10 protein-coding genes are annotated in these 12345 nt (G+C 72.4%); 2 read left to right on the forward strand and 8 right to left on the reverse strand.

All coding sequences use genetic code 11. The features are described from left to right. Positions 1-15 precede the first annotated feature (15 nt). The 6 genes from nirD to HJD23_RS28840 all read right to left on the reverse strand — a co-directional run bounded on the left by nirD (position 16) and on the right by HJD23_RS28840 (position 7642). The gene (gene nirD, locus HJD23_RS28815; RefSeq protein WP_171112263.1) at positions 16-366 is read right to left on the reverse strand and encodes a nitrite reductase small subunit NirD; all 351 of its coding nucleotides are present in this window, start codon (positions 364-366) and stop codon (positions 16-18) included. Further along, a complete protein-coding gene (gene nirB, locus HJD23_RS28820; RefSeq protein ID WP_171112262.1) occupies positions 363-2981 on the reverse strand; it encodes a nitrite reductase large subunit NirB in 2619 nt (872 codons plus the stop codon). Before nirB ends, nirD begins: the two co-directional genes overlap by 4 nt. Beyond that, complete coding sequence (locus HJD23_RS28825) at positions 2981-4201, reverse strand: FAD-dependent oxidoreductase (protein ID WP_171112261.1); 1221 nt, start codon at positions 4199-4201, stop codon at positions 2981-2983. Before HJD23_RS28825 ends, nirB begins: the two co-directional genes overlap by 1 nt. A gap of 190 nt (positions 4202-4391) precedes the next feature. Then, entirely contained in the window at positions 4392-5021 is a 630-nt protein-coding gene (locus tag HJD23_RS28830; RefSeq protein WP_171112260.1) for a class F sortase, read from the reverse strand. Between the two features lie 115 nt (positions 5022-5136). After that, the gene (locus HJD23_RS28835) at positions 5137-5658 is read right to left on the reverse strand and encodes a hypothetical protein (protein WP_171112259.1); all 522 of its coding nucleotides are present in this window, start codon (positions 5656-5658) and stop codon (positions 5137-5139) included. A 343-nt stretch (positions 5659-6001) separates the two neighbouring features. After that, positions 6002-7642, reverse strand: coding sequence for a M4 family metallopeptidase (locus HJD23_RS28840; RefSeq protein WP_171112258.1), 1641 nt, complete (start codon positions 7640-7642; stop codon positions 6002-6004). A gap of 114 nt (positions 7643-7756) precedes the next feature. Between HJD23_RS28840 and HJD23_RS28845 the strand changes: the two genes are divergently transcribed. Then, the gene (locus HJD23_RS28845; RefSeq protein WP_171118554.1) at positions 7757-8185 is read left to right on the forward strand and encodes a gamma-glutamylcyclotransferase family protein; all 429 of its coding nucleotides are present in this window, start codon (positions 7757-7759) and stop codon (positions 8183-8185) included. Between the two features lie 12 nt (positions 8186-8197). Here HJD23_RS28845 and HJD23_RS28850 read toward each other — a convergent pair whose 3' ends face one another. Next, positions 8198-10444 (reverse strand): molybdopterin oxidoreductase family protein, encoded by a 2247-nt coding sequence (locus HJD23_RS28850; RefSeq protein WP_171112257.1) that lies wholly within the window; start codon positions 10442-10444, stop codon positions 8198-8200. A gap of 122 nt (positions 10445-10566) precedes the next feature. Then, a complete protein-coding gene (locus HJD23_RS28855) occupies positions 10567-11250 on the reverse strand; it encodes an ElyC/SanA/YdcF family protein (protein ID WP_232108175.1) in 684 nt (227 codons plus the stop codon). A 219-nt stretch (positions 11251-11469) separates the two neighbouring features. On the opposite strand from HJD23_RS28855, the gene HJD23_RS28860 reads away from it, so the two are divergent. Beyond that, positions 11470-12252: a sirohydrochlorin chelatase gene (locus HJD23_RS28860; protein ID WP_171112255.1), complete on the forward strand. Its 783-nt coding sequence runs from the start codon at positions 11470-11472 to the stop codon at positions 12250-12252. Positions 12253-12345: the final 93 nt, after the last annotated feature.

Here is a 12345-nt window from a genome sequence, read left to right on the forward strand (position 1 = left end):
CCTGGCCGAGGCCGCTCAGGTCGCCCGTACCTCGTACGTCGTCACCCGCACCGACTCGTCGTCCAGGCACTGGCCGGACAGCAGGTCGAAGCGCTGCTTGAGCAGGGGGGAGGCGACGAACGGGCGGTCCTGGTGGGTGCCGATGAGGCCCCGGGAGAGGACCGCGGCGCCGGTGAAGGGGTCGCGGTTGTCGATGGCGTACAGCCGGCCCTTGCGGTCGCGGAAGACGGCCACCTGGTTGCCGTCCGGCAGCAGGGCCGCCACGCCGCGGCCGGGGAGCAGCAGGTGCAGCTCGCAGACCGTGAACCAGTCGTCGGCCAGCCGCAGTTGGACCTTCAGGTCGGTCGTCTCGGGTGCCAGGGTCATCGCTGGGCGGATCCTTCCAGGACGTCTGCCGTGTCATCGGCGGGTCGCATGCCGATCGACAGCAGCGGCAGGTCGGGCTTGATCTGGTCGCGTTCGGGGACGAAGCCGACGACCGGGTCGGGAGTGTCGGGCGCGTTCACGAAGGAGACGAAGCGGGCCAGTTTCTCGGGGTCGTTGATCGTTTCCGACCACTCGTCGCGGTAGTGCGCGACGTGGGCGGCCATCAGCCGCTCCAGCTCCTCGCAGATGCCGAGCGAGTCGTGCACGACCACGTCCCGTACGTGGTCCAGGCCGCCGGGGATGCGCTCCAGCCAGGTCGACGTGCGCTCCAGGCGGTCCGCGGTGCGGATGTAGAACATCAGGAAGCGGTCGATCAGGCGGATCAGTTCGGCGTCCGACAGGTCCTGCGCCAGCAGGTCCGCGTGGCGGGGGGTGGCGCCGCCGTTGCCGGCGACGTACAGGTTCCAGCCGTTCGACGTGGCGATCACGCCGAAGTCCTTCGACTGGGCCTCCGCGCACTCGCGGGCGCAGCCGGAGACCGCCGACTTGAGCTTGTGCGGGGAGCGCAGGCCCCGGTAGCGCAGCTCCAGGTCGATCGCCATACGGACCGAGTCCTGCACGCCGTACCGGCACCAGGTCTGGCCCACGCAGGACTTCACGGTGCGCAGGGACTTGCCGTACGCGTGACCGGACTCGAAGCCCGCGTCGACCAGGCGCGCCCAGATCAGCGGCAGTTGTTCGACGCGGGCGCCGAACATGTCGATCCGCTGACCGCCGGTGATCTTCGTGTAGAGGCCGAAGTCGCGGGCGATCTCGCCGATCACGATCAGTTTCTCCGGGGCGATCTCACCGCCGGGGATACGGGGGACGACGGAGTACGAGCCGTTCTTCTGGAGGTTGGCCAGGAAGTGGTCGTTGGTGTCCTGCAGGGACGCCTGCTCGCCGTCCAGGACGTAGCCGTTCGCGCCGATCGTCGGGGCGAGGGAGGCGATGATCGAGGCGACCGCCGGCTTGCAGACTTCGCAGCCCTCGCCGCCCCGGGCGCCCTCACGGCCGTAGCGGTCCAGAAGGTCCTGGAACGAGGTGATGCGCAGGGCCAGGACGATCTCGTACAGCTCCTCGCGGGTCTGCCCGAAGCAGCCGCACAGGCCCTTGTCGACCTCGACGCCGCTCGCCTCCAGCTCGGCGGTGACCAGCTGGCCGAGCACCTTGACGCAACTGCCGCACGTCGTACCGGCCTTGGTGCACTTCTTCACCTCGGGCACCGTGGTGCACTTGTGGTCGGTGACCGCCTCGCGGATCGTGCCCTTGCGGACGTTGTTGCAGGAGCAGATGATCGCGTCGTCCGGCAGCGCGGTCGGGCCGAGCTGGGCGGACTCCCCGGCGCCGGCGGGCAGCACCAGCGACTCGGGCGAGACCGGCGGGACGGAACCGGTGAAGGCCTTCAGCGTGCCGTACGCCTCCGCGTCGCCGACCAGGATGCCGCCGAGCAGCGTGCCGTCGCGGCCGATGACCAGCTTCTTGTACAGGCCGCTGCGGGAGTCGGAGTAGACGACGTCCAGGCAGTCCTCGGCGGTGCCGTGCGCGTCGCCGAAGGACGCCACGTCGACGCCGAGCAGCTTGAGCTTGGTGGACAGGTCGGCGCCGAGGAAGGACGCCTCGTCGGCCGCGATCGTCGCCGCCGCCGTCTCGGCCTGCTCGTAGCCGGGGGCGACCAGGCCGTACACCCGGCCGTCCGCCGCCTGCGCGCACTCGCCGATCGCGAACACGTGCGGGTCGGTGACCGTACGGCACTGCTCGTCGACGGTGATGCCGCCGCGCTCGCCGACTGTCAGACCGCAGTCCCGGGCCAGCTGGTCGCGGGGCCGGACACCGGCGGAGAAGACCACCATGTCGGTGGCGAGTTCGGAGCCGTCGGACAGCTTCATACCGGTCACGGCACCGTCGGAGTCCGTCACGATCTCCTGCGTGCCCACGCCCGTGTGGACGCTCAGACCCATGTCCTCGATGGTGCGCAGCAGCGCCGCGCCGCCACCCTCGTCGACCTGCACCGGCATCAGACGCGGCGCGAACTCCACGATGTGCGTCTCGACGCCCAGGCCCTTCAGCGCACCGGCGGCCTCCAGGCCCAGCAGGCCACCGCCGACCACGGCACCGGTCGTGGCCTTCGACTTGGCGTACTCCTCGATCGCGAGCAGGTCCTCGATCGTGCGGTAGACGAAGCAGCCGGTGGCGTCCTTGTTCGGGACCGGCGGCACGAACGGGTACGAGCCGGTGGCGAGGACGAGGATGTCGTACGCGAAGACCTGGCCGGACTCGGCGGTGACCTGCCGGGCCTCGCGGTCGACGGCGACCGCCGGGTCACCGACGTACAGCTCGATGCCGTGGTCCTTGATGAACTCCATGTCGGTCATCGACAGGTCCTCGGGCGTCTTGCCCGAGAAGTACGAGGTGAGCGCCACGCGGTCGTACGCCGGACGCGGCTCCTCGCACAGCACGACCACGCGGTGCGTGGCGGTCAGGCCGCGCTCGGCGAGCGCTTCGAGGAAGCGCTGGCCGACCATGCCGTGGCCGACGAGCACGATCGTGGGGGTGCCCCCCGGGTTGGCGGTCATCAGGAGCCTCCATCATTGGTGAGCAGGTGGAGCAGGGGGCCGTCGTCGGGGAGCGGCTCTGCTCCCTCCCAGGCGCGGGCGAGCGCGCCGACGGTGCCTAGTTCGCCGACGAGGACCCCGCCGACCAGGCGGTCGTCGCGGACGACGACCTTGCGGTACGTGCCCCGGGTGGCGTCGGCGAGCTGCACGACGTCGTCGCCGGGGCGGGGTTCCGTCTCGCCGAACGCGGCGAGGTCGAAGGGGGCCTGACCGGCGAGGGTGAGGCGGGTGAGGGCGCGGGTGCCGGTGTAGCGGGCGGTGGTGCTGCCGGCCAGCAGCTCGGCGAGGGTGTCGGCCTGGTCGAGCGCGGGAGTGGCGAGGCCGTACAGGTTGCCGTCGTGCTGGGCGCAGTCGCCGATCGCGTATATGTGCGGGTCGGAGGTGCGCAGCTGGTCGTCGACGAGGATGCCCTTGTGCACCGCGAGCCCGGCCGCCTCGGCGAGCTTTGCGCGGGGGCGGACGCCGCAGGCCAGGACGACGAGGTCGGCGTCGAGGGCGTATCCGTCGGCCATCTCCACCGAGCGGACCGCGCCGCCGACGACCCGTACGTCCCGCACCCGGCACTCGGTGTGCACCTCGACGCCGAGGTCGATCAGGTGCCGCTTGACCAGCTTGGACGCGGCCGGGTCGAGCTGGCGTTCCATGAGCCGCTCGGACTGCTGGGCGAGCACGACCTGCGCCCCGCGCACGGCGAGCGCGCGGGCGGCGGAGACCCCGAGGAGCCCGCCGCCGATGACGACGGCGCGCACACCGGGGCGTACCGCCTTGGACAGGCCCAGGCAGTCGTCCATGGTGCGGAAGGCGTGGACGCCCTCGGGCAGCACATGGTCGGGAGTGAACAGGCCGCGCAGGGGCGGCAGCACCGGGTTGGAGCCGGTGGCCAGGACCAGCGTGTCGTATGCGATCTCCGAGCCGTCCGCGCAAGCCACGGTCCGCCCGGTCCGGTCGATCCCGGTCACCCGGGCGCGGACCAGCTCCGCCGGGGCCGTGAGGCCCGGCAGGGAGATCACGTCCGGGTTGTAGCGGCCGGCCAGCACCTCGGCGAGCAGGACCCGGTTGTACGGGCGGTGCTCCTCCTCGCCGACGATCAGCGCGGGCGTGCCGAGCTCACCGAGCCGCCGGGCGAGCCGTACGCCCGCGAGGCCGGCGCCGATCACCACCACACGCGAATTCGAGGTCATGCATCGCAGCGTGCGGGCTGGGTGTTACCCGACCGCATCGCATCTGTTTCCCGCGGGGAACGCTGCCCTCAGCGGGGGTGGGGGGTGAGTGTGAGGGTTGCGGGGGTGGGGGTGGGGGGTGCTGTGAGGAGGAGCGGCAGCGGGTCATGCGCTCCCCGTCAGGTGAGTCATGCGCTCCCCGTCAGGTGGGTCATGCGCTCCCCGTCAGGTGGGCGAACACGACGACGTTCCCCTGGTAGCCGGTGCTGCGCGAGTAACCGCCGCCGCAGGTGATCACCCGCAGCTCGGGCCGGGCCGCCGCGCCGTAGACCTTCTTGTCGGGGAAGTTCTTGGCGTCGTACAACTCGATCGCGTCCACCTGGAACCGGGCCACGCTGCCGTCCCGCCGGTCCACCTCGATGGTGCTGCCCCTTTTCAGGGCGCCGAGGTGGTAGAAGACGGCGGGGCCGTCGGCGTTGTCGACGTGTCCGGCGACGATGGCGGTGCCGGTCTCTCCGGGGGTGGTGCCGGCCTCGTACCAGCCGGCGAGGTTCTTCTGCTCGGCGGGCGGCACGTCGAGGCTGCCGGTGCGGGTCAGGCCGAGGCCCACCAGGGGTGCGTTCACACCGATCGCGGGGATGCGGATGCGGTCCGGCGGGGACGGCGGCAGCCCGGGCGCCACCGACTGCCGCAGGCCCAGTCCGACCTGTGCTTCGGCGGCCGACGGCTGCGGCGGGGCGGGCGCGTCAGGGCCGCTGGTCAGCAGCCACACGCCGGTGCACAGAGCGATGACGGTGACGCCGGCTATCGCGGCATCACCCGTGGTGCCGAACCTGCCCATGTCAGCCTCCCAGCCACGACCGCTCGACCCATACCCCCTCCGGGCCGCGAGGGGCGTCGGACCCGGAGGGGGCGGGGACGTGCGGTACCGGCGGACGGACAGCGGAGGGTGTCCGTCAGATCCCGTCGCCTCTCGCCCGGCGATGCAGGAGCCAGGTACCGCCCGCGGCGGCGACGGCGAGAGCCGCCACGCCGGCCGCGGTCTTCACGGGGTCGGAGCCCAGAGCGCCGCCGACCCCCGTATTCACACTTCCTCTGGGGTGCACATAGCCCCGTGCCGACTCCAGGACCACCACCAGGTCGCCGTGCACCTGCGGGCCGCCGCCGGAGCACTTCGCGACGATCTCGTACGTCCCCGGCTGCGCGCTCGGCGGGACCCGGAACCGCCCGATCACGTCCCCCTCGTGCGCGCTGGGTGCGAGCGTGAAGCGCCCGGCCCCCACCGCGGTGGCGTCACCCTCCGCCGTACCGCTGTCCCCGCAGGCGGCGGTGTTCACGGTCACGTCGCCGCCCGGCAGCGCGGTGGACGGGAACACCTCCAGGCGTCCGCCGTCCGCGCCGTACACCGGCACGGCGAGCGACCCGGCGGTGGCGACGGCGAGACCGGGACCGATCAGCAGACGGGCGGTACGTCGCATCGATGCTCCTCACGAGCTCTCCGGCAGGCCACGGCCCGCGACACCCCCATGTGCCGCCGTCGGTCGCGTCCCTGCACTTCGAGGTAAAGCGCACGACGACGAGCCCGCTCCCTGAAGGGTCGTCAGATTCGGGGTGAACGGGCACCCCGAGGCGCTGCGCCCCCTCGCCCTCGACCCGTGTTTCCGCAGGTCACGGCCGCACGAGGGGCGCCGCGGGCAAAAGAATCCGAAGGGCGCACGGCGAAGGTGTGAACGGGTGACCGCACAAGCGAGGCCGGCCGCCTCGCAGACGCCGTCGAGGCGCCTGGCGGACGACCGGCCGCACCCGCGGACGGAACCCGGCTCAGCCCACGTTCACCGCACTCCAGGCCGCCCCCACGGCCGCGTACTCCGCGCTGCCCTCGCCGTACAGATCCCGCGCCGCGTTCAGCGTCGCGGTCCGCGCGCCCGCGTAATCCGTCGAGGACGTCATGTACACGGTCAGCGCCCGGTACCAGATCGCGCCGAGCTTGTCCCGGCCGATCCCCGTCACCGTCGAGCCGTCGCAGGTGGGGGAGTCGTGGGTCACGCCGTTGATGGTCTTCCTGCCGCTGCCCTCGGCCAGCAGGTACGCGAAGTGGTTGCCGATGCCGGAGGAGTAGTGGACGTCCAGGGTGCCCGCGGTGGCGCTCCAGCAGTCGGCCGAGAGCCCGTCGCGCGACGGGCGGTCCATGTACCGCAGCGCGTCCTGTCCGAAGCCCGCCCGGACGATCTTCTCGCCGATCAGCCAGTCGCCCTTGTCGGAGGCGTTGCCCGCGTGGAACTCCACCAGCGTGCCGAAGATGTCGGACGTGGCCTCGTTCAGCCCGCCGGACTCGCCGGAGTACGTCAGCGCGGCCGTCTTGGAGGTCACGCCGTGGGCCATCTCGTGGCCGGTGACGTCGAGGGACACCAGCGGCCCGAGGTTCGTGCCGTCACCGTCGCCGTACGTCATGCAGAAGCAGGTGTCGTCCCAGAAGGCGTTGTTGTACCGGGTGCCGTAGTGCACGCGGCTGTACGAGCCCTTGCCGTCGCCCGCGATGCCGTTGCGCCCGTGGGCGTCGCGGAAGTAGTCCCAGGTGACGTCGGACCCGTACTGCGCGTCCACCGCCGCCGACGCCCGGTCCGTCGTCGTGCCGTCGCCCCAGTGGTTGTCCGCGTCCGTGAAGACGGTCGAGGGCGCGCGCACGACACAGACGGTGCCGAGGAAACACAGGTCGGACCGGTTCGCGGCGTCCCCGGTGTACGTGCCGCCGCGCGTCGGGTCCTTCAGCTGGTACGACGATCCCGTCGCCGTCGTCTCCAACGGCACCGTCCCGCCGTACAGCGACCGCCCGTCACCCGACGCCGAGTGCAGCGTGTCCCAGGCGTCGATCTGGGCGCCGGTGCGGGCGTCGGTCAGTACCGTGCGGGCGACCGGGTTGCCCTGCGCGTCCAGCGCCATGGCGTTGGTCCGCCAGGCCAGCTTCGGGGTGCCGTGCAGGGCGTCGACGACCAGCTCCGGCTTGGCCGTCAGCCGCTTCAGCGCCTCGCCGAGGTGTGTGGCGCGCAGGGCGCCCGCTGCGCGGTCGGCGGCCTTCGGGGCGGACAGCAGAGGCGTGACGGTCGGCAGGGAGAGAGTGCCGCGGGTCGCCCGGTCGGCGCCCCGGTAGGTGCCGTCCGGCGCCAGGTGGACGACGAAGTCGCCGCCGAGCACGGGGAGTTGGCGGTAAGTGCGGTCGTAGCGGACGTGCTGGGTGCCGTCCTGGTCGACGATCACGTCCCGGACCTCGGTGTCCTGGGCGGCGGTGAGGCCCAGGGCGTCGGCCTGTTGCGCGAGTGCCATGGCCGCGTTCTCGATCGCCTGGGCCCGGGTGGGCCGGTCGGCCGCGCCGGCGGTGGTGGGGGAGAGGGCGGCGGCCAGCAGGGCGGCGGTTGCGGCGGTGACGGCGAGACGGGAAGCTCGCGCGTGCCGTATTCGACTCATCGGTCTCCTCGGGAAGGCGCCTGAGTGGGGGATGGCGCGGATGTTCACCGAGGTTTACGCGATCATGACATGTCATGTCCATAGAGGGTTGGTGAGGGTGTGTGAGGGGTGAGAATCGTTTCTGTGACCCTCCCCCTCCCGTTCTTCGTCTACGGCACGCTCCGCCCCGGCGAGCCCAACCACGACGCGTTCCTGCGCGGCCGTACACGGGCCGAGGAACGCGGGCGGCTCACCGGGGCCGTGCTCTACGACGGCCCCGGCTATCCGTACGCGGTGGAGGAACCCGGCGGAGTGGTGACCGGCGACCTGATCACGCCGTTGCCGGAGGCCTACGACGAACTCCTCACCGCCCTCGACCGGTTGGAGGAGTACGCCCCCGGAAACGCCCGCAACCTCTACGAGCGCGTCAGCCGCGAGGTCGTCCGGGACGCCGACGGAACGACGCTGCGGGCGTGGGTGTACGTGGCCGCGCCCGCCGTCGCCGCCCGGCTGCGGGCGCGGGGCAAGCGCATCGAGGGCGGGGACTGGCGGGCGCGGGGATGAGTCCGGCGGTGCTTACGCCTCCACGGCTTCCACCCGCACCGCACACGCCTTGAACTCCGGCATCCGGGAGGTCGGGTCGAGCGCCGGGTTGGTGAGGGTGTTGGCGCGGCCCTCGCCCGGCCAGTGGAACGGCATGAAGACGGTGTCCGGGCGGATGGACGTGGTGATCCGCGCCGGTGCCACGGCACGGCCCCGCCGGGACACGACGGCCACCGGATCGCCCTCGGCCGCGCCGAGCCGCTCCGCCAGCCGCGGGTGCAGCTCCACGAAGGGACCGGGCGCGGCGGCGTTCAGCTCGTCGACGCGGCGGGTCTGCGCGCCGGACTGGTACTGGGCCACGACCCGGCCGGTGGTCAGCAGCACCGGGTACTCGGTGTCGGGCTCCTCGGCGACGGCCCGATGCGAGACGGGTACGAAGCGGGCACGACCGTCATCGGTGGCGAAACGGTCGAGGAAGAGGCGGGGAGTGCCGGGGTGAACGCCGGGGGCGCCGTCGTCCTGGGCCGGGTTGTGCGGGCGGGGCACGTCGAGTGCGGCGCCCTCGGCGTCGTCAGTGCCCGCGCTCGGGGAGCCGTTGGCGGCTCCCGAGACCGCCTCCGCGTGGCCGTCGGCGGCTTCGAGGTCCGCGTCTGCCGCGCCCCCCGGCTCCTCCACCGGCGCCGGGCACGGCCAGAACACCCCGTTCTCCTCCGCCAGTCGACGATAGGTGATCCCGGAATAGTCGGCGGGCCCGCCCGCGCTCGCCCGGCGCAGTTCCTCGAAGACCTCCTCGGGGTCGGTCGGGAAGCCCTTCTCCACGCCGAGCCGGGCGGCCAGTTCGTGCATGACCTCCAGGTCACTGCGGACGCCCTCCGGCGGGGTGATCGCCTGCCGCCGCAGCAGCACCCGGCCCTCCAGGTTGGTCGTCGTGCCGGTCTCCTCCGCCCACTGCGTCACCGGCAGCACGACGTCCGCGAGCGCCGCCGTCTCCGACAGCACCACATCGCACACGGCCAGGAAGTCGAGGGACTTGATGCGCTCCTCCACGTGCGCGGCACGCGGCGCCGACACCACCGGGTTGGAGCCCATCAGCAGCAGCGACTTGATGTCCGTACCCAGCGCGTCCAGCAGCTCGTACGCGCTGCGCCCGGGCCCCGGCAGGCTGTCCGGGTCGACGCCCCACACCTCGGCCACATGCCGCCGCGCCGCCGGGTCGGTCAGCTTGCGGTAGCCGGGCAACTGGTCGGCCTTCTGACCGTGTTCGCGCCCGCCCTGCCCGTTGCCCTGCCCGGTCAGACAGCCGTACCCCGACAAGGGGCGCCCCGCCCGTCCCGTCGCCAGGCACAGGTTGATCCACGCGCCCACCGTGTCCGTACCCTTGGACTGCTGCTCCGGCCCGCGCGCGGTGAGCACCATCGCGGTCTCCGGCTCACAGAACAGCCGTACCGCTTCCCGAAGCTGGGGCACGGACACGCCGGTGATCCGCTCCACGTACTCCGGCCAGTGCGCCATCGCCGCGGCGCGCGCGTCCTCCCAGCCGGTCGTCCGCTCCCGGATGTACTCCTCGTCGGCGCGCCCCTCGGCGACGACCAGATGCAGCAGCCCCAGCGCGAGCGCGAGGTCGGTCCCCGGCCGGGGCGCGAGGTGCAGGTCGGCCTGCTCGGCGGTCCTGGTGCGGCGCGGGTCGATGACGATCAGCGTGCCACCGTTGTCCTTCAGCTCGGTCAGATACCGCAGCGCGGGCGGCATGGTCTCCGCGAGGTTCGACCCGACCAGGATCACGCACCCCGTCTTCGGGATGTCCTCCAGCGGGAAGGGCAGCCCCCGGTCCAGCCCGAAGGCCTTGATCCCGGCCGCCGCGGCGGACGACATGCAGAACCGCCCGTTGTAGTCGATCTGCGAGGTGCCCAGCACGACCCGCGCGAACTTGCCGAGCGTGTACGCCTTCTCGTTCGTCAGCCCGCCCCCGCCGAACACGCCCAGCGCGTCGGGCCCGTGCGCCGACCGGATCGAGGACAGCCCCTCGGCGATCCGGTCCAGGGCCTCGTCCCAGGTCGCGGGCACCAGGGCGCCCCCCTCGCGCACCAGCGGCGAGGTCAGGCGGACGCCCGATGCCAGGACCGCCGGCGCCGTACGGCCCTTGCCGCACAGCGCGCCCCGGTTCACGGGGAAGTCCGCGCGCTCGGTCACCTCGACCGTCCCGTCCGGGGCGGGCGTGAGATTCATCCCGCACTGCAGGGCGCAGTACGGGCAGTGCGTGGGCGTCGCGGAGGTTTCCATGCACTTCAGCGTGCGTCGGCCGTGTTACGTACCGGGACGGCTCTTTGTTACACGGACGCGACGGTGATCTCCCCGCCCGGCCCGGGCCACCGTGAGGCACCCGTCCCGGATCATCGGTTCCGTCACCTCTCCCCGCCCGCCGCCAGCGCCCGCTCCACACCCGGCTCCCGAGGCCCGAGGAACCGCGGATCCGGCTTGAGGACGACGTCCAGCGCACCCTTCCCCGCCGCGAGGATCTCCCGCACACCCCCGTAGTACCAGGTCGCGTCGTGCCGCTCGGCCACCCCGACGCCGTACGACGTGACCCCCGCCGCCTCGCACAGCGCGACCGCGCGCCGGATGTGGAAGCCCTGGCTGATCAGCACGGCCTCGTCGACACCGAAGATCTTCCGGGCCCGCACACAGGAGTCCCAGGTGTCGAAGCCCGCGTAGTCACTGACGATCCGGGCGTCCGGGACGCCGTGCCGGGTGAGATAGGACCGCATGGCGTCCGGCTCGTCGTAGTCCTCGCGACTGTTGTCACCGGTGACCAGCACCACCTTCACCCGCCCCGCGCGATACAGCTCGGCCGCCGCGTCGAGGCGGTGGGCGAGGTACGGCGACGGCTCGCCGTTCCACAGACCCGCACCGAAGACCACCGCGACGTCGGTACGGGGCGCGTCGGCGGTCGTGTGCAACCGGTCGTCCGTGCTGACGTGCATCCACGTCGACGGCAGCAGCGCGAGCACGCACCCCGCGAGCAGCGCCTGCACCAGCCGCCGCTGCCCGGTCCGGGTGCGCGGCAGACGCGGTCGGCGGATCTTCAAGACGCCCTCCCGATCGGCTCCGACACGTCGGTGACACATCGGTTCGACACAAAGAGACGCCCCGCAAGGCCCCCGGGTTGCGTGACCGCCATCACGTCGGCCACCGAAACCCCAGGTCACTCCACCTCACACACCCCCGGCACCGCACGGTGAACACGATGAAAACACCCGTGACGCCCGCGCAACGGGTCGGCAACGTCGTAGCGCAACGATCGGTTCATGACGGCGTTGCTCCCGCTTCACGGACAGTCCGACCACCGCCCCGGCTCCCCGGCGCTGGTCCTGGTGGCCCATGGCAGCCGCGACCCGCGCACCCTCGCCACGGTCCACACCCTCCTCGACCGGATCCGCGAGCTGCGCCCCGGCCTGCGCGTGCACCTCGGCCACATCGAGCTGAACGAGCCCCTGCTGCCCGACACCCTCGCCGCCCTCGGCGACGACGAGGCGATCCTCGTACCGCTCCTGCTCAGCCGCGGCTACCACATCAAGCAGGACATCCCCGAGATGGCCGCCGCGTCCCGGGCCCGCACCCGCGTGGCCGCCCCGCTCGGCCCGCACCCTCTCCTGGTGGAGACCCTGTACACCCGGCTGGTCGAGTCCGGCTGGCGCAGGCCCACCACCGAGTCCGACCGCCGCTCGACCGGCGTGATCCTGGCTGCGGCCGGCTCCCGCGACCCCGACGCGGCCGTCGACACCGGCCACACGGCCACCCTCCTCGCCGACCGCCTGGGCGTCCCGGTCCTCCCGGCCTACGCCTCGGCCGCCACACCGACGGTCCCGGAGGCGGTACGCGCCCTGCGGGCCGAGGGCCGCGACACCACAGCCGTGGCCTCGTACTTCACGGCCCCGGGACGATTCGCCACGGAGTGCGCAGAGGCAGCACCGGGCACAGCAGCGGCCCCCCTGGGCGCCCACCCCCTGATGGCCCGCCTGATCCTGACGCGCTACGAGGAGGCGAGGTCGACAAGCCCGACGGAACACCTGGAACTGGCGTCGGCCTGACCCACCCAGGGGCGCGGGGCTGTATCGATATGCGGCTCCGCCGCGTGGGCGCGACCAGCCACACCGAACCCGCACCCGCCACACAACATGACC

The sequence above is a fragment of the Streptomyces sp. Z423-1 genome (genome assembly GCF_013009255.1).
GTDB classification, from domain to species: domain Bacteria; phylum Actinomycetota; class Actinomycetes; order Streptomycetales; family Streptomycetaceae; genus Streptomyces; species Streptomyces gossypiisoli.

Coding starts and splice junctions, on each gene's coding strand:
- nirD (WP_171112263.1), bottom strand. CDS start 366: ATGACCCTGGCACCCGAGACGACCGACCTGAAGGTCCAACTGCGGCTG.
- nirB (WP_171112262.1), bottom strand. CDS start 2,981: ATGACCGCCAACCCGGGGGGCACCCCCACGATCGTGCTCGTCGGCCAC.
- HJD23_RS28825 (WP_171112261.1), bottom strand. CDS start 4,201: ATGACCTCGAATTCGCGTGTGGTGGTGATCGGCGCCGGCCTCGCGGGC.
- HJD23_RS28830 (WP_171112260.1), bottom strand. CDS start 5,021: ATGGGCAGGTTCGGCACCACGGGTGATGCCGCGATAGCCGGCGTCACC.
- HJD23_RS28835 (WP_171112259.1), bottom strand. CDS start 5,658: ATGCGACGTACCGCCCGTCTGCTGATCGGTCCCGGTCTCGCCGTCGCC.
- HJD23_RS28840 (WP_171112258.1), bottom strand. CDS start 7,642: ATGAGTCGAATACGGCACGCGCGAGCTTCCCGTCTCGCCGTCACCGCC.
- HJD23_RS28850 (WP_171112257.1), bottom strand. CDS start 10,444: ATGGAAACCTCCGCGACGCCCACGCACTGCCCGTACTGCGCCCTGCAG.
- HJD23_RS28860 (WP_171112255.1), top strand. CDS start 11,470: ATGACGGCGTTGCTCCCGCTTCACGGACAGTCCGACCACCGCCCCGGC.